Raw genomic sequence first — 17,137 nt, 5'->3', positions numbered from 1 at the left:
TAAAGCAAATGTAATTCTGTTAAAATTATTCTACCACAAAATATCAGAACTACTAACCTTACTTTCAATCAACTCCAAGGCTGTTAATTGCTCTATTACTTTGGTAATAGTAGTATTACTTAGCTGCTGTTGTCCCCAACGGGTAATATGCAACCAATCTTTTACATCTTTCAATTGTATCCCATATCGGTTGGCAATGGTTCTGTCTATACTTGGAATAATTTTAAACTCTTCGGTATAGGTGTTTATCACCTCTAAGATGTGATTTAAAACAGCTGGGTTTTCTTTAAGAAATTTGTCTGTAGCAGCAATTACAAAACATGGCCACGGAGTAGGGCAGTCGGTAATACGTTTAAAAATACCTTTGTCTACAATCGGTTTGGTAGTAAAACGTTCCCACATAAAGTATTGAGCAGTATCTTCAGTTAGTGCTTCAATAGCCCCATCTAAGGTGTTTACTACTTCAAAATGTAAATCTTTTGTAATATCCCAATTTTGGTTAGCCGCATTTACATACGCCATTAAATGACTTCCGCTACCAAAACGAGAGATAGCTGCTTTGGTACCTTTTAAATCTTCAACAGAGTGGTATGGTGCATTGGTTGCTACGTGTATTCCCCATAGCAAAGGAGAATCTACATATCCCTGTACTATTTTCGAAGGATTGCCTGCTGCAATATCCTTCACAATTCCTTCTGTTAGAATAATGGCTAAATCGGTTTCTCCGTTGCGTAACATCTGACACATTTTACCAGTACCTTGCGGTACTTCTGTAAATTCTAATTCAATACCTCTTTCTTCAAAAGCTTCATCTTCTATGGCAAGGTGCCATGGTAGGTTAAAATGTTCAGGAACGCCAGCTATGGTAATATGCTTCATATGTGGTTGTCTATGTGTTGTTTTTAGAATGGATATCCGATGGCAAAATTAAAGATGAATTGTCCAAAATTGGTATACCTGTTATTCTAAGGAATCTGTATTTTTTTCTTTTAATGGGTGTTTAGTTATTTCTTGTTTTCAATGTAGCGAGTATCTCATAAAATTGCTCTTCAATGTTGGTATTGTAATGATCTCTATTAAATACAATCCATTTTCCGTTAACAATAGTACCAAAGATGTTAGACACATCTTGCGCATATACTATGGTATTGCATAGGTTTTTTGTTCCAGAAGTTCTTAACAGCGGATGCGAAGCATCTATGACTACAGCATCAAAAGAAGCTCCTATTTTGAAAAATTCATTGGCAGATTGTCCCATGGCTTTTCTACCTGATTGCCACATCATTTTAATAGCATTAAAACCACTATCACCCTGCTTAAGTTGATAGAAGGAAGTACGTTTATGTGTTATTAAACGTTGACCATAATCTAGTATGCGTAACTCCTCTAATGGATTTAAGCCAATATGACTATCGGTACCAATGCTCCAATTACCTCCAAATTCTTTAAAATCATGAAGTCTAAAAATACCATCTCCAAGGTTTCCTTCTGTAGAAGGACATAATACCACATGTGCACCTGATTTTGCTATTCCCTTTACTTCAGCATCATCTAAATGTGTAGCATGTACCAAGTGGTAGTTTTCGTTAAGGGCAACGTTGTCTAATAACCATTGAACCGGACGTTTGCCGTAATAGTTTATAGAATCCTCAATTTCTTTAAGTTGTTCTGAAACGTGTATATGAAAAGGGATACTTCCGTCATATTCCGAAGTTAATTTTAGAATATCTTCTTCCTGAACCGCTCTTAACGAATGAATTCCCATGCCGTAAGAGGCAAATTGATAAGTGGTACAAGCTTCTTTGGTTGCTTCAAGTAATTTGTAGTAATCTTCTATAGTAGGCGAAATAAATCTGCGCTGTTTCTTGGTAGGTTCTATACCAAAACCACCTTTTTGGTAGAACATAGGGACTAATGTAATATGAATTCCCGCTGTTTTAGCGGCATTGATTAAACGTTGTCCCATTTCAGCTACTTTAGCATAGGGAGTACCATCTGGTTGGTGATGTAAGTAATGGAACTCTGTTACAGCAGTATACCCATGCCTTGCCATTTCTGCGTATAGTTGGGTAGCTATAGCTTCCATCTGTTCAGGAGACAAGGTTAAGGCCAAATCGTACATAGCACTTCTCCAGCTCCAGAAATCATCAGGAATACCGTCTCCCTCATGTAATTCTGCTAAGCCGGCCATGGCATACTGAAAAGCATGTGAGTGTGCATTTTGAAAACCAGGTAAGGCGAAACCTTTGGTTATGTGTGTATCTGTAGTAGGATCTGTATTTGGTGAAATCTTGGTGGTTTTACCGTTTTCTGTACTTACCAATACGTTTGTTAACCATCCGTTTTCAGTAAGTAACCCTTTAAAATGAAATTCTTTTTTCATTAGAGTTTTGTAGCAATAAGGTTTGTAAATAACTGCTTTAGCACGATTCTTATTTCTGCTGCATTTTCCTCACTAAAAGCAGTTTCAGAAGCATTCATGTAATTGGTTTTAGCCATTTCTAATTGCAAGGCATGAATGTTTTCTTCTGGTTTTCCAAAGTAACGTGTAATATATCCCCCTTTAAAAGGATGATTATGGGTGGCTTCGTAATTAGATTGTGTAATAGCATCTAAGGCTGCTTTTATAATTTGAGGTGCAGCTGAGGTTTCATCATTATCTCCGAGGATAAGCTGTGGAAAGGGAGTTTTTCTAATTCCGGGAACCATACGCCTTATAGAATGTGCGTCAAACAAAATGGCATAGCCAAAAGTGTCTTTTAGTTCTTGGAGTAATTCTCCAACCTTTTTGTGGTAAGGCTTATAATAGTGTTCAATTCTTCTTTTAATTTCCTGTTCGTCAGGTGTTTTGTCTGAGTAGAGTGGATTACCGTTAAAATCGGTTTCAGGTACTAGGCCTGTAATAACACGACCATCGTTGTAGAGCGGTTTGCTATTAGGGTCTCTGTTAAGGTCTATTACCCAACGGTTGTAATTGGCTTTTATTATGGTAATTCCCATGTCTGAAGCAAAGTTATACAACGTATCTATAAACCAATCGGTGTCATCTGGATTGTTAACTGCTTCAGGTAATAATTGTTGTTTTATTTCTTCAGGAAAATCAGTTCCTGAGTGGGGTGAGCTTATTAAAATTGGCACTTTTGGTGCTGTTGGCTCTATAATAGAATAAATCATTGATTTAATTTTTCCGAAAGGTACTAAATAATGATGATTAGGAAAAAAGCATTAAACCTCAATGACTGAATTTGTGGACCTATTTTTTCTGATTTTGTAAATATTCTTTAATAACAGATTTACGTCCTACAGTTTGTGTAATAACATCGTTTTCAAGTTTCCAACCTCGAGCCTGACAGTATTCTCTTCCGTACCAAATAATTTGTAGATGCAGTTTATTCCATTTTTCTTTAGGGAATAAACGTTTAGCATCTTTTTCAGTTTGCTGAACCGTACTCCCATTAGAAAAGCCCCAACGATACATTAGCCTGTGTATATGGGTATCAACAGGGAAAGCTGGAATGTTAAAAGCCTGACTCATTACTACACTTGCCGTTTTATGTCCCACAGCAGGTAATTCCTCTAAATCTGGAAAACTAGCCGGTACTTCACCGTTATGTTTTTCGATAAGAATATGTGATAATTCATAAATACCTTTTGACTTCATTGGTGATAATCCACAGGGACGAATAATTTCTTTAATTTCTTCCTGTGTCATTTTAATCATGTCATACGGATTATCGGCCTTAGCAAAAAGTAACGGCGTTATTTGATTTACCCTAACATCGGTACACTGTGCCGATAGCAACACAGCTATCAGCAATGTATACGGATCTTTATGATCTAGAGGTATAGGAACCTCTGGATAAATATTTTCTAAGGTATCTATAACGAAGGCTACTTTTTCTGCTTTAGTCATGAATATTTTTTCAGAAATTAGTCAATGTATTTGTAGTAACGAGCCCCTAGTTTGTTTACTTCGGTTTCTTCAATACTATCTAAAACCCATTCTTTAGAAGGAGTAACTATACTTGTGCTAATCTCCTTTTTATGCAATCCATGGTACAAGTCAATGTTAATAGGCGTTGTAGCTTCTAAAACTTCAAATAGTTCAGTTTTTGCAACAGCTTCTTTCCATCCTGTCTCAACAGTACCTTCAAATACTTTTGATTTAGCACCACTACCGTATGCTAAGAATCCAAGCTTAGTATTAGTAAGGTCGGTTTCTGTTTTGGCGTAATAACATAGGGTAGATAATAATCCCATGAAAATAGACCCCGTATACATGTTACCAATTAAAGAGGAAGCTTTTTCAGCCGGGGCAAATCTTTCTGCAATAAAGGCCTTATAAGTATCAGATTTGCTAAATGCTTTTACTTTTGCGAAGTAATCTTCATCTGATTTGCTTATCTCTTTACTTAATTCAGGATGGTCTGAAATATAAATTTCAGGGAACATTCTTCGTGCCTGAAAACTATATGGAAGGTGCATTATAATTGCTTTCCAGTTTTCATATAAGGTAGCTTTAATTTCTGTTAATTCTTTAAATCTGTTGTAAGCTTCAACAGTACGTTCTACATAACAGTCGTTAGAGTATTGACCATCAAAAACGGGCTGTTCTTTAAAAATCTCTATTTCGGTTTCTAAAACACCTTGCCAAGCTTTGTTATTAGTAATACCAAGCGCCTCTTTCTTAACAATTCTGTGCGGCTTAAAGAAGTCAAAGACACCTTTAGCACTTGTAGCAATTTTAGAGTTAAAGCTAATAATCTTAGGGTCTTTTGCAACTAACATAGCCATTGCACCGGCACCTTGTGTATATTCTCCTGTAGAGTTTAAGTCGTATTTAGCAATATCTGTACAAACAACGATAGCCTTTTGATTTGGGTGTAAACGTACAAAGTCTATGCAATTTTGTAACGCATCTACGCCACCTATACAGGCAAACGTAAGATCTACAGCATCACAATGGGTCATGGTGTTTTCCCCAAAGAAATTTTCTAAAATAGCTAGTAAGTAAGAAGCAATAGGTTTAGAAGCGTCCATACCACTTTCGGTACCTACATAAATTCTATTGATGTCTGTTGGTAGTAAATTTTCTTGCTGAACAAGTTTTGTAATCGCGTTGGCGGCAAAGGTTATTGCATCTTGATGCACATCGGGCATCGCCATTCTTAATAAACCTAATCCTTTTTCCAGTTTTACTGGTTCTATATTTCTGGCAATTGCTAAATCTTTAATTGGCAATTGTAGTTTTGGTATATCAAAACTAATAGCGTCAATTCCTATTTTCATGATGGCGAAAGTAAAACCACCTCAGTTTTTTTCCAAATAAAACTGTTTTAAATTTCGGTTTTTGAGTTTAACTAACCACAATATGTTAATAATTTTGATAGCCCTATTTTAAAAATTTATGGGAGATGGTAAAAATTGAGTTATAAAACCAGTATATTAGAAAAAACTAAACAAATGAATACATTAAAAACAGGAAATAAAGTACCTCATTTTACAAGCATAGATGATGCAGGTAATAAAATTGATTGGAATGATTATTTAGGACAGAAAGTGATTGTTTTCTTTTATCCCAAAGCTAGTACTCCAGGTTGTACAGCAGAGGCATGTAATTTAAGTGATCATTATGAGCAATTAAAAGGAGCTGGATATACCCTTTTAGGAGTAAGTGCCGATTCAGTTAAAAGACAGGCAAATTTTAAAAATAAATATGATTTTCCATTTCCGTTATTGGCAGATGAAGATAAAACGGTGATTAACGCATTTGGTGTTTGGGGACCTAAAAAGTTTATGGGTAAAGAATACGATGGTATTCACCGCATGACTTTTATAATTAACGAAGAAGGAGTAGTAGAGCGTGTTATAGAAAAAGTAAAAACCAAAGATCACGCTGCTCAAATTTTGGAATAAGCGAGAGTTTAAAAAAGTATTTAAAACAAAAAAGCCTTAAAATTTTAAAGTTTAAGGCTTTTTTTGTAGAGCGGGAGACGAGGTTCGAACTCGCGACATTCAGCTTGGAAGGCTGACGCTCTACCAACTGAGCTACTCCCGCAATTTAATTTCAGTGGGGAGAGCAGGATTCGAACCTGCGAAGGTAAAAACCAACAGATTTACAGTCTGTCCTCGTTGGCCGCTTGAGTATCTCCCCGATATTTTAAAGAACTTCCTTTGTGAAAGCGGATGCAAATATAGTACTGTTTTTGGGTCTTACAAGCGATATTTAAAAATATTTTAAAAATAATTTGCAACTATTTGTTAATGAGTTTTTTAATTTTTTAAATATTTTTCACTGATTTATAATTTAACTTCAAGGAACAGGGTTTTTGATTTTTCGTTTACTGGATCATCACAAGTGTTATCTCGTCCATTATAGTTATCGCTAATCAGATATAATGAATTTCCATCTACAGCTAAACCTTCCATATTGCTATTATATCCTAGTTTGCTATAGGTATTTACACTTTTAGAAATATCAATAGTAGCTAAGTCTTTAAAATAGAAAGTAGACTTAAGATTGGTTATATCTATATGATCAATATAGTATCCCCCAATTTTAGATCTAAGTAAATAAAGTTTAGTTTCATCTTCGCTCAGAGCAAGGTCGGTATAACGGTGACTACGGTCTAATCTAATTACTATTTTTTTATCAAGTGCTAGAAAAAATAAATTGTTTTTAAAGGTTACATTAAAACAATAAATTTCACTTTCGTAATTTTTATTTAGCTCTTTAAGGACATATAAATAAGTTCCTTTCTTGTTCATTTTAATACCTTCTAACCCGAAGTCATGATTTGTGTTCTGATTCGAATCGATATCATGTATTTTTAGTTTTGTAATTGCCTTTGTAGTAATATTAATAAATTGAATATTATTATCTTCTTCATCGGCAACGAAAATGTAATTTTTAAATACAGTGATACCTTCAAGATCAGATTTTCCTAAAACTTCAAAGTAATCTTTACCAATTACTTTCTTAGTTATTTTATCTACATAAAAAATAGTTTTACAATTTTCTGTAGGCAAAAAAATGGTATCATTTCTAATAGCTAATGAAGAAAATTCAAAGGGTTTGTTTAGCTCGTTATCTAATATTTGCAGTTGAACATCTTGAGAAAAAGACATCTTAACTGTAACAATAAGAATGAAAAATAAGATAGGCCTCATTAAGTTATTTTTTGGAGTTATAAAAGCTGTTTTGGTTTTATGGAATTTACAAAAAATCAATTAACAAGTGGTTGAATTACAGTTTTTGAAATGCTTTTTTAAATAGTGTATTGGAAATAGAGAATGGATGATATATTGATAAATATTATCTGTTTTAATGTGTAAAAAAAAAGCTTCTTTTAATTTAATAATGATTAAAAGAAGCTATCTAAAGTAATGTTGTAATAACTTTTATTTTGATTCTAATCCTGTAATGACTCTTTTAATACTTTCCTTAGTTTCGGTGCTAACGTAAGGTAGCATCTTTTTGTAGTATTCAATTGCTTTTACATTGTTTTCCAAAAGCTGATAGCTGTAGGCAATATTGTTTAAAACAATAGCATCTTTAGGGTTAATTGTTTCAGCTTTCAGAAAGTAATTAAGAGCATTTTCATATTCTTTGTCTATCAGATAAGTAGTCCCTATATTAGAAAGACTTTCTACATGATTTGGATAGTATTTTAGTACTTCAAGAGAAATTGTACGCATGTTATCAATTACTTTATCATTTCCTGTATTAAACATTTCAGATATATAATCTTGTATAGCGGCAAGCATATTCTCTTTACCAGATTCTAATTTTTTGTTTTCTGTCCATAACCAGTCATTATTAATTTTATTCCCATAGGTAACTGTTTCAATGAACACATCGGTTAGTTCATCCCATCTCTTTAATTCTTTTAAGGCATATGTTTTACCAAATCGCATATCTAAACGATTTGGAAATAATTTAATTCCCTCATCAATTTTTTGGAATGCCTGAGTTGTATACCTTTCATCATAAGTTACCTGACCACTTAAATAACCTGCTATTTGATTCGTACTATCCGTAAGGGTTAATCCCATACCTTGAGGTTCATCTGTTGATAATGAAATAAATTCTTTTTGTGCTTTAGAAAAATAATAATTGAAATACGAGGTGTATAATTCTGGATCTTTTGGGGTTGCTTTTTCCCATGCTGTTAAAACTTTGATCTGATTAGTGGTGTCTTTAGCATTAAAATATTCCTGAAATTGAACAGAATATTCTTGTCCATAAAAGTTTTGGGATAGAAATGCGATGGTTAGAAAGAGTGTTGTTTTTATTATATTTTTCATACTTATTAAGTTGGAAGATAGCTTCGTATAAATCAATGTTATTGGAGTTTTCTAATTATAAATTCCTGAATACTTTCATCATTGGTAGTGTCAATTCCCATTTTAGGAATGTAAGTTATGCAATTTTTTTTTTTCATATGTGCCATATGAGAAATCACTGTAAAAAGTAGTATTGTAATATTTTAATTTTTTGAGTGAGCTCATTAGGTTCATTTATTTAGTATACTGTAAAAAGGTATCTTCTTTACCTTATAAAGGTAAAGATATTATAATACTAATTTTATAGTAAAACCTTGTTATAAGGATACCTGCTACTATCTTAACCTTACCTTAAAAATTCGGTTAGTTTCAGGATACATTAAAGGTGTTATTTTGAAAACGAAAAAGAAAGTATATGAAAAATTTACTGTTTGGATTAATAGGTATTATAACTTTACAGGTATCGGCTCAGCAGATAGCTAAAGGTACGGTATATGAAGATGTTAATGGTAATGGTAAAAAGGACCGTAAAGAAAAAGGAATATCAAATGTTTCGGTTACTAATGGGGTACAGGTTGTAAAAACTAATGAAGATGGTGAGTATCAGATAGAAGTAGAAACAGATAATATAATTGCTGTTATTAAACCTACAGGTTATGCATTGCCGGTAGATGAGAATAATATACCTCAGTTTTATTACATACATAAACCAAAGGGTTCTCCTAAATTAGAATATGAAGGGACAGCCCCGACTGGAAAACTACCTAAAAAGATAGATTTTGGTTTGTTACCAAGTATAGAAAAAGAGGAGTTTACCATTTTGGTTTTTGGCGATCCGCAACCGTATACCATGCAAGATATGGATTGGTTTGAAAAAGGAATTGTAAATGAGGTAAAAGGGATTAAGAACATTCCGTTTGGGATGAGTTTAGGAGATATTGTAGGAGATAATTTAGATTTACATACCCCTTATAAGAATATAATGAAACAAGTTGGTATTCCATGGTATAATGTAATGGGGAACCATGATATGAACTATGCTGCGGAAGAAGAACAGTACAGTGACGAAACCTTTGAAGCACATTTTGGACCAGCTAATTATTCTTTTAATTATGGTAAGGTTCACTTTATAGTGTTAGATGATATCTTATATCCTGATCCTAGAGATCATAAAGGGTATTATGGAGGATTTAGAAAGGATCAGTTAGATTTTGTGGAGAATGATCTAAAGTATGTCCCTAAAGATTATTTGGTAGTAGTATCGTTTCATATTCCTTTGAAAGATGATGGAGGAGATACTTTTAGAGATGAAGACAGAAACCGTTTATTTGAGTTGCTATTGCCTTTTAAGTATAATTTAAGTTTATCTGCGCATACACATATTCAACGTCAGGATTTTTTTGGTAAGGAAGAAGGTTGGAATGGCGAAAAACCGCATCATGAGTACAATGTAGGAACCACTAGTGGCGACTGGTACTCGGGGAAAATAGGAGCAGATGGTACCCCTATATCTGTTATGCGAGATGGAACCCCTAAAGGGTATGCTTTTATTCACTTTAATGGAAATATGTATGATACATCATACAAAGTGGCAGGTAAAGATGCGTCTTTTCAGATGCAAGTATATGCGCCAAAGGTAGTAGCGAAAGACAAATCTACTAGTGCAAGGATTTTTGTGAATTTCTTTATGGGAAGTGAAGGAGATACTGTAGAATTTAAAATAGATAATGGAGAATGGAAAACTATGTTTTATATTGAAAAGGAAGATCCTTCATATCAAGAACTGGTTCGTGAATGGGATACCATAACCACCTTAATGCCGGGTAGAAGAAGTAGTAATCCAATTCCTTGTGAGCATTTATGGGCAGCCAAAATGTTAACTAAATTAGAAAAGGGAGAGCATACCATTGAAATAAAAGCTACCGATATGTTCGGTAAAACCTATACCACTCAGACCACTTATAAAGTGGCTCCGTCTGTATTAGGTAACTAAAATAAGAATGTATATTTTAATATTAATAATAGCAGTTTAGTTTAAGTAGTTTATAGTGGTTCGGGTTTTTCCGGATCACTTTTTTTAGCGATTAAATGCTTCTACACTTGTCTCCTAATGAATACATCTAAATCGATGAGAATAGTCCGAATTGTTTTGTTTTAACCACTACATAATTTAGGCACGAGGTTAACACTTAAAAGTATAAGCATAAAAAAAACCTGCCGCAGCAGGTTTCTTTATTGTTGGATGGATGTTAATGAATTACTTCACTATTATATCTTAGTAAGATTTATGTATGAGGGGGTAAAGTCCTCTTTGTTTTTAATTGTTAAACCAAATGTAGTAACACACACCAAAAAGACCTATTTTTTGTATACACAATACCTTATTTCTACAAAGAAAAGTATATACTCATTAGGTACTCTTTGTTGTTTTTTTAATATAAATCAGATAATTTGAATAATTATTATTTCAAATTGTATATAATAATTATTATTCAATCGCTATGAACTATTGATTTTTGAAGAAGATTTATTCTAAATACTATTAAACCAGTTATAAGTGTCTATTTCTTTAGGAATACTTAATTTTTTCCGAATACGGTGTTTTTTGTTTTGCACCGTTCTGGTTTCTATAAAAGTTAATTGTGCGATTTTTTTAGTAGACAAATTTAGTTTTAATAATGCACAAAAAGTGATTTCCGAGATATTAAGTTCTGTATTTATAGCTAAAAGATTATTTCTAAAATCTGGAAAAATTTCTTCAAAATTTGATAAAAAGGCAGGGTCATCTTTTTTGATTAGCTCTAGAAGTTTGTCGTAATTTTTGGCTAATTTTTCTTGCTCTGTTTCTATGGGGGTTATAGCCTGAAGTTTTCTTTTTCTTAGGAAATAAATAAGTAAAATAGATATAATTAAAATAACAATTACTGCAACACCAATAATTAATAATAAAGTAGCTTCTGATTCTTTTGTGGAGTCGTCAGTTTCTTTAATTATAGTCTTTAAGGATTTATATTTGTTCTGTAGATTTAAAAGTTCATATTCTTTAAGTTTATCTCCATAAATTTTTGCAGAATCTGCTTTTCCTAATTCGGTATATACTTCTTGAAGACTTCTATATAAATCGGATCTTATTAAACCATCTCCATACTCTTCAATAATGTGGTAAGATTTCTTATAGTTCCTTAATGCATCAGGTATATTATTTTCATGTTGATTTACTTTACCTAAGACATAAAAGTTTGAACCGGTAATATTTAATTGGCTATATTTTTGGCTTTCTAGAGCTATAGATTTGTGCACATAATACTTAGCAGAGTCAATATTAATTTTTAGGTATATATTAGCTAGATTAGAATAATTAACAAACTGAAACTGATTGTACATGATTGAGTCTGTTAGTAATTTACCCGATTTTATAACGGTTTTAATTTTGGCTATTGCTTTATTATATTCTTTTTTGTCATAGTATATATTTCCCTGACTTAAGAGTATGTTTGATTTGATATAGAAAACATTAGTTGTTATTTCAGGAGCTTTTTCAATTAATTTTTCTGCAATATTTAAACATTCCAAAGCTTTTTCTTGCATATCATTCATGGAATAGCTTTCAGATAAATAAAGATTGGCAGCAGCCTGATAAACCGGTTTTTTATATTTTATTGCCTTTTTTTCTAACTCTTGAGAAGTGGTAAGAAGATTGTTTAAGTCAGTTATGTTATATAAATAATGACATTTTCTATCTAATAATATAAGTTCTTCATTGTGTTTATTAGTCTCAACAGCCTCATTAATCAATTCATTTAATTGAATATAAGCACTATCCATACCCTTTTGAAAGAGCAATCGATTTTCTTGTATTCTTTGATTGAGCGATTGTCCAAAATTAAAGAAAGGAAAACAACATAAAATGAGTACTATTAGATACTGTTTTTTCATTAGGTGAATATAATTTCTTGTATTATTTATTGGGGTATAGGTATAAGAAATGTCTTTTTTGTAACGTTTTTGGTTGTATTTAAGTGAAATTATAATTAAAATACCATAAAATTATTATTTTTTATAAAAATACATGAAAAAAAAACAGGAATCTGTAAGAACTTCCTGTTTTTAAGCTAGTTTATAGATATAAATTTATTCTTCCTGCATAGTATGAAATACATTCTGAACGTCGTCATCTTCTTCAATTTTCTCAAGAAGTTTTTCAACATCAGCTACTTCATCTGCATTTAGTTTCTTAGTTACTTGTGGGATTCTGTCAAAACCAGAAGAAAGAATTTCAATTCCTCGCTCTTCTAATTCTTTTTGAATACCTCCGAAGCTCCCAAAAGGGGCATAGATATGAATACCGTCTTCATCTGCAAAAACTTCTTCGGCTCCAAAATCTATCATTTCAAGCTCTAGTTCCTCAGGGTCTAAACCTTCGCTATTAATTCTAAAGTTACAAGTATGATCAAACATAAATTCAACCGATCCGCTTGTTCCTAGGTTTCCATTACATTTATTGAAGTAACTTCTAATGTTAGCAACTGTTCTATTATTATTATCTGTAGCAGTTTCAATTAAAATAGCAATTCCATGAGGTGCATATCCTTCAAATAGAACTTCCTTATAATCGCCTTGGTTTTTATCAGAAGCTCTTTTTATCGCACGTTCAATATTGTCTTTAGGCATATTAGCTGCCTTTGCATTTTGTATAACTGCTCTTAAACGCGAATTAGCATCTGGGTCAGCTCCTCCTTCTTTAACAGCCATTACGATATCTTTACCTAATCTAGTAAAGGTTTTGGCCATTGCAGACCATCTTTTCATCTTTCTAGCTTTTCTAAATTCAAAAGCTCTTCCCATATTATTGGTTTTTAACTGTTCTTAATTATTTGCAAATATAAAGGTTGTTTTAATTTTTTGGAATATGCTTGCTTAAAAAGTTATGATTTGTGGTTTCCCATTCGTTTAATAATTTCGCTCTTTTGTTATTTAACTCATCGTTTAGCTGATTATATTCAGTTATTTTTATATTCATTTTTTTAACCATTTCATTAAATTCATCTATTTCTTCTTTTGTTCTATCCTTTTCCTTTTTGTTTTCTATGGCTTGTTTCATTTTTTCAACCTTGTCATTTAATAAATAGAACTCTATTATTTTTGGCATTTGAACTTCTGCTTCGTTTTTATAAAAAAGCAACATTTTTTCTGTAGCCAAGATTAATGCCCCGTCATTTTTATAGGGTTTTAGTTTAGTAATTGAATCTAAACCTTCTTCAGTAAATGTAAGAAGTGAGGTTGCTTTTTGCTGAATTTCTCCAACATTACCTGAGCTTAAAGAAACAATTAACTCACTCTCTTGAAAATTGGCCTTAAAAAAAGGTAAATAAGCATCATTTTTATGATGAAAAACTTCATTGGAAACCTTCATTTTTTTTGAAATAGAGCTTTCTTCTCCATTAACTAACTCTATATCATATTTTGTAGCAAACTCTTTTTGACTTGCATTAATACTGTCTAAAGCCGTTTCCATTTTAGTGTCTACTTGTTGTTGCATTAAAATATAAGCTTCCATAAAATCGTAAGACTGTTCTGCAATCTCTTTCATGTCTACAATTTTTGCATAATCGTTATTGATTACATTTTCATAAACATTTAAAAAGTTGATAAATTGATTTTTATAGGTGTCATCGTTGTTATAAGAAGGTTTTTTCTGCACTTTTGCTCTAGATTGTTGAATTTGTACAACGAGGGATTTTCTTATTTTTTCAATTTTTCGAGGATTTTTATCATGAGCAACCGCTTTAGTATATTCCCAAATTTGTTTGTTTAAATCATGATTTTGATTGCTAATAAATTCAAGATATTCTAGCGGGGTTTTTGTAGTTTGCGCTGTTGACTTTAAAAAAGATCCAGCAACAATAAATAGAATTATGACAAGCTGTTTCATTTGTTTTCGTTAGTTATTAGGTCGTTTATTATTTGATAGCTTTCTAATATTTCATAGTCTTTTAAAACATTATCTTTTTTCTTTTTATTAATAGCTTCTACGTCTTTGTTTTTAGCCAAAATTTCATTAGTTGTATCGGTGTTATTAACAGCATAAATAGTTTGGTCGTGTTTTAATTTATCCAATTTCTTCCAAATGATATCAAAGTCTTTTTTTCTTGACTCTATTCCTTTTATATTTAGAGCTAAAGGAGTTCTGTTATCAAAATAGTGAATTAGGTCTTCATTTATCTCTTTTACCAATTTAATATCTTCGGAAGAATCTAAACGATTGTTACTTTTTTCAAGAATACCGCTAATTTCTTTTTTAGGAGGTATTTTAAAATAAATATTTCTAGTAATAGAGTCGTTTTTTAATACATTGTCATAATAGCGTTCTTTAAATCCGAAACGTTCTAACGGATTAGGGATTTTGAAATCTGGTGTAACTCCATCTTTTTGCCAAGATGAACCTGTAATTCTATATAATCGTTCTATAGTTACTTTTACGTATCCCGATTTAGGGTTGTTATTATTTGCTATAAATATATTCTGACCGCTTGCTTTTCCAAAAGTATTACTACCCACAACTAAAGCTCTTTTGTGGTCTTGAAGAGAAGCTGTTACGTACTCTGAGGCCGATGCAGAGCTCTCGTTTACCAATACAATAAGTGGTTTATTAAACACGGCGCCTCGGTTATAATCTTTTACGATTTTTTTATCATTTTCGTTTGTATTCAGAATGGCTACAGGTCCACGATCTATAAAAAGCCCCACTAAATCTGTGGCTTCTTGCAGAGAGCCACCTCCGTTATCTCTTAAATCAAGGATGAGACCTTCGATAGGTACTTTATTTAATCTTAGTAATTCTTTAGCAATGTCATTTGCACAGCCCATTCCAAAATCGTCACTAGTATAAAATCCGGGTAATTTTATATATCCTATTTTTCTTTTTCCTTCTAAAATAAAGCTATCAACTGCATTATCTTGAATACGAATGTTCTCCTTTTCTAAGGATACTGTGTTTATAGTGTTTGAGTTTTTCTTTTTAATTCTAAATTCCAAGTTTGTATTAGAAGGGTCGTATATAAATTTGTATAAAGTTTCTGTGCTAATACAACTCATATTTAAATTAGTACCATTAGAAGAGACTTTTAATACCTGATCTCCAACATCTATAATTCCATCTTTCCAGGCGGTGCTTCCTAGTTGAATTTCGTCTACCAGAATGAGTCCTTCGTCTGTCTTAGAAAAATACACTCCAATTGATTTATAATCATCATGTAATGATTCGTCGAAGTAACTTTTATCACTTGGGTTAAAGTAGTTGGTGTGTGGGTCGAAATATAAACAGAATGTGTTTAAAAATAAGTCTTCTAAAGTAGCAAGAAGTTCACTGTCTTTTTGGATTTTATCATTAATAATACATAGCTCATTAGCTATTACCTGATTGGCAAAATAGGGCATTTTATCATTAAAACTAACCCCTGTATCAGTCATATCTAAAAACCGATAGATAGTTTCTTTTTTTATCTTTCTATTCCAGTATTTTGCTAATTGTTTTTCGTTTTCAGCAAAATCAAAATCAGATGAAGTAGAATAGTATAAAGAATCTTTTTTTTCAAAGTTTAAAGAGTCACTGGTGATGTTGGTTAGAATGGCTTTAGTGCGAAGCAGACTATTTTTATAGATAGTAAAAAAATGGGTTATGAAATCACATTTTTCTTCTAAAATAGCATCATCTAAACGGTATTTATATTTTTTTAATTGATCAAAATCACTTGCTATAAAGTACATTTCGTCTTCATCAAGATTTTCAATAAAGGAATTAAAAACATACGAAGAGAGACTATCATTTACTGCTTTAGGAGCATAGTGATTTTTTTGAATAATATTGTTTACAGAGCTCAATGTTTCGCAAAAAATGTTGTTTTGTGAAAAAGAAAAGTAAAAACAAAAGAAAATTATAATGGAATAGTAAGATTTGTATTTCATATTAATACATTGATTTATGTAAAAATAGAAAATCATCTTAAAAAAAGGATATTAAGATTTATTTATTTAGCACAATTCTCTATTACCATTTCATTGGTTATGTGTAAGTGTTTTGGTAGCCTTTTATCTTTAGGAATAACAGCCAGAAACCTGTCGAAGTTAGTTGTATATACGTTTTTATATATAATATTTTTAATATTTAACCCTTTGCATATTTCTTTTATAAATTCGTCATGATGTATAAGGTCTGAGCTTCCTAGGTGGTATATGCCCTGTTTGTTTCTGTTTATTAGATAGTGAATTTGTTGTGCCATTTTATCGGCAAAGGTAGTATTTATTACAAGGTCAGGGAAAATCTCAAAAGGAGTATTTGTTTTTTGAGCCTCGATGAGTTCTTTTACTCTTGGAGATTTAGCACCAAAAACCATTGGTAATCTTACTATTATATAATTTTTCTCGGGGAGCCTTAAGAGTTTGTTTTCTATGCGGATTTTTAGCTTTCCCCAAATGCTTTGTGATAGTGTTTTATCATACTCATATGAAGGATAATTACTAAAGGCATCAAAAACATTAGCAGACGATAAAAAAATAATTTTTCTGTTACTGTTTTTTACATAATCAACAAGTGTATCATGAACTTCAATTTGATGCTCAAAATTACCTCTTAAAGCAGATATGATTATATGTGGCTTAACTTGTTTTAGTACCAAGTCAATGCCTTCAATATCCATATCAAAACGGTAAAAATGTTGATTTGTATTATAAGATTTTTGTGAGTAGTATGTACCGTAAACATCAAAATAGGAGCATAGCTCTTTGTAGAGAGTATTCCCTATAAAGCCACTTGCTCCTAATATTAATATTCGATTCAAATTGTATTATTTTT

At 31.9% G+C, this 17,137-nt stretch carries 14 protein-coding genes and 2 tRNA genes; 2 read left to right on the top strand and 14 right to left on the bottom strand.

The window, feature by feature from the left end:
* Positions 1-30: 30 nt before the first annotated feature.
* The 5 genes from NBRC110019_RS07310 to NBRC110019_RS07290 form a co-directional block, all read right to left on the bottom strand.
* Positions 31-879: a substrate-binding domain-containing protein gene (locus NBRC110019_RS07310; protein ID WP_281753642.1), complete on the bottom strand. Its 849-nt coding sequence runs from the start codon at positions 877-879 to the stop codon at positions 31-33.
* A 121-nt stretch (positions 880-1,000) separates the two neighbouring features.
* Complete coding sequence (gene hutF, locus NBRC110019_RS07305; RefSeq protein WP_281753641.1) at positions 1,001-2,383, bottom strand: formimidoylglutamate deiminase; 1,383 nt, start codon at positions 2,381-2,383, stop codon at positions 1,001-1,003.
* A complete protein-coding gene (locus tag NBRC110019_RS07300; protein ID WP_281753640.1) occupies positions 2,383-3,174 on the bottom strand; it encodes an N-formylglutamate amidohydrolase in 792 nt (263 codons plus the stop codon). The genes hutF and NBRC110019_RS07300 overlap by 1 nt, the downstream gene beginning before the upstream one ends.
* A 79-nt stretch (positions 3,175-3,253) precedes the next feature.
* The gene (gene nth, locus NBRC110019_RS07295; RefSeq protein ID WP_281753639.1) at positions 3,254-3,913 is read right to left on the bottom strand and encodes an endonuclease III; all 660 of its coding nucleotides are present in this window, start codon (positions 3,911-3,913) and stop codon (positions 3,254-3,256) included.
* Between the two features lie 17 nt (positions 3,914-3,930).
* Positions 3,931-5,289, bottom strand: coding sequence for a hydroxymethylglutaryl-CoA synthase family protein (locus NBRC110019_RS07290; protein WP_281753637.1), 1,359 nt, complete (start codon positions 5,287-5,289; stop codon positions 3,931-3,933).
* Positions 5,290-5,463: 174 nt separating this feature from the next.
* Between NBRC110019_RS07290 and bcp the strand changes: the two genes are divergently transcribed.
* On the top strand, positions 5,464-5,916 hold the full coding sequence (bcp, locus tag NBRC110019_RS07285) for a thioredoxin-dependent thiol peroxidase (RefSeq protein WP_281753636.1): 453 nt from the start codon (positions 5,464-5,466) through the stop codon (positions 5,914-5,916).
* 69 nt (positions 5,917-5,985) lie between these two features.
* On the opposite strand, the gene NBRC110019_RS07280 is transcribed toward bcp, so the two are convergent.
* The 4 genes from NBRC110019_RS07280 to NBRC110019_RS07265 form a co-directional block, all read right to left on the bottom strand.
* Positions 5,986-6,058, bottom strand: a tRNA-Gly gene (locus NBRC110019_RS07280).
* Positions 6,059-6,071: 13 nt separating this feature from the next.
* Positions 6,072-6,154, bottom strand: a tRNA-Tyr gene (locus NBRC110019_RS07275).
* A 146-nt stretch (positions 6,155-6,300) separates the two neighbouring features.
* Positions 6,301-7,170, bottom strand: coding sequence for an esterase-like activity of phytase family protein (locus NBRC110019_RS07270; RefSeq protein ID WP_281753634.1), 870 nt, complete (start codon positions 7,168-7,170; stop codon positions 6,301-6,303).
* 231 nt (positions 7,171-7,401) lie between these two features.
* On the bottom strand, positions 7,402-8,307 hold the full coding sequence (locus NBRC110019_RS07265) for a tetratricopeptide repeat protein (RefSeq protein WP_281753633.1): 906 nt from the start codon (positions 8,305-8,307) through the stop codon (positions 7,402-7,404).
* A gap of 394 nt (positions 8,308-8,701) precedes the next feature.
* Between NBRC110019_RS07265 and NBRC110019_RS07260 the strand changes: the two genes are divergently transcribed.
* Entirely contained in the window at positions 8,702-10,279 is a 1,578-nt protein-coding gene (locus tag NBRC110019_RS07260; RefSeq protein WP_281753631.1) for a calcineurin-like phosphoesterase C-terminal domain-containing protein, read from the top strand.
* Positions 10,280-10,818: 539 nt separating this feature from the next.
* Here the strand turns inward: NBRC110019_RS07260 and NBRC110019_RS07255 are convergent.
* The 5 genes from NBRC110019_RS07255 to NBRC110019_RS07235 all read right to left on the bottom strand — a co-directional run bounded on the left by NBRC110019_RS07255 (position 10,819) and on the right by NBRC110019_RS07235 (position 17,123).
* Positions 10,819-12,222: a helix-turn-helix domain-containing protein gene (locus tag NBRC110019_RS07255; protein WP_281753630.1), complete on the bottom strand. Its 1,404-nt coding sequence runs from the start codon at positions 12,220-12,222 to the stop codon at positions 10,819-10,821.
* A 195-nt stretch (positions 12,223-12,417) separates the two neighbouring features.
* Positions 12,418-13,131, bottom strand: a complete 714-nt coding sequence (locus NBRC110019_RS07250) for a YebC/PmpR family DNA-binding transcriptional regulator (protein ID WP_281753629.1) — start codon at positions 13,129-13,131, stop codon at positions 12,418-12,420.
* A gap of 49 nt (positions 13,132-13,180) precedes the next feature.
* The gene (locus NBRC110019_RS07245; protein WP_281753628.1) at positions 13,181-14,218 is read right to left on the bottom strand and encodes an LIC11966 family surface protein; all 1,038 of its coding nucleotides are present in this window, start codon (positions 14,216-14,218) and stop codon (positions 13,181-13,183) included.
* Positions 14,215-16,251, bottom strand: coding sequence for a S41 family peptidase (locus tag NBRC110019_RS07240; protein WP_281753627.1), 2,037 nt, complete (start codon positions 16,249-16,251; stop codon positions 14,215-14,217). The genes NBRC110019_RS07245 and NBRC110019_RS07240 overlap by 4 nt, the downstream gene beginning before the upstream one ends.
* Before the next feature lie 62 nt (positions 16,252-16,313).
* Positions 16,314-17,123: a sugar nucleotide-binding protein gene (locus NBRC110019_RS07235; RefSeq protein WP_281753626.1), complete on the bottom strand. Its 810-nt coding sequence runs from the start codon at positions 17,121-17,123 to the stop codon at positions 16,314-16,316.
* Positions 17,124-17,137 lie beyond the last annotated feature (14 nt).

The organism is Neptunitalea chrysea, assembly GCF_027924145.1.
Classification (GTDB): Bacteria; Bacteroidota; Bacteroidia; order Flavobacteriales; family Flavobacteriaceae; genus Neptunitalea; species Neptunitalea chrysea.
The sequence above is the reverse complement of the archived record's forward strand: the minus strand, read 5'-3'. Positions and strand labels throughout refer to the sequence as shown.

Excerpts from the sequence above, each read along its gene's own strand:
- NBRC110019_RS07265 (WP_281753633.1), bottom strand. The coding sequence starts at position 8,307 with ATGAAAAATATAATAAAAACAACACTCTTTCTAACCATCGCATTTCTA.
- NBRC110019_RS07240 (WP_281753627.1), bottom strand. The coding sequence starts at position 16,251 with ATGAAATACAAATCTTACTATTCCATTATAATTTTCTTTTGTTTTTAC.
- NBRC110019_RS07250 (WP_281753629.1), bottom strand. The coding sequence starts at position 13,131 with ATGGGAAGAGCTTTTGAATTTAGAAAAGCTAGAAAGATGAAAAGATGG.
- NBRC110019_RS07260 (WP_281753631.1), top strand. The coding sequence starts at position 8,702 with ATGAAAAATTTACTGTTTGGATTAATAGGTATTATAACTTTACAGGTA.
- nth (WP_281753639.1), bottom strand. The coding sequence starts at position 3,913 with ATGACTAAAGCAGAAAAAGTAGCCTTCGTTATAGATACCTTAGAAAAT.
- NBRC110019_RS07310 (WP_281753642.1), bottom strand. The coding sequence starts at position 879 with ATGAAGCATATTACCATAGCTGGCGTTCCTGAACATTTTAACCTACCA.
- NBRC110019_RS07300 (WP_281753640.1), bottom strand. The coding sequence starts at position 3,174 with ATGATTTATTCTATTATAGAGCCAACAGCACCAAAAGTGCCAATTTTA.
- NBRC110019_RS07290 (WP_281753637.1), bottom strand. The coding sequence starts at position 5,289 with ATGAAAATAGGAATTGACGCTATTAGTTTTGATATACCAAAACTACAA.
- NBRC110019_RS07270 (WP_281753634.1), bottom strand. The coding sequence starts at position 7,170 with ATGAGGCCTATCTTATTTTTCATTCTTATTGTTACAGTTAAGATGTCT.
- NBRC110019_RS07255 (WP_281753630.1), bottom strand. The coding sequence starts at position 12,222 with ATGAAAAAACAGTATCTAATAGTACTCATTTTATGTTGTTTTCCTTTC.
- bcp (WP_281753636.1), top strand. The coding sequence starts at position 5,464 with ATGAATACATTAAAAACAGGAAATAAAGTACCTCATTTTACAAGCATA.
- hutF (WP_281753641.1), bottom strand. The coding sequence starts at position 2,383 with ATGAAAAAAGAATTTCATTTTAAAGGGTTACTTACTGAAAACGGATGG.
- NBRC110019_RS07245 (WP_281753628.1), bottom strand. The coding sequence starts at position 14,218 with ATGAAACAGCTTGTCATAATTCTATTTATTGTTGCTGGATCTTTTTTA.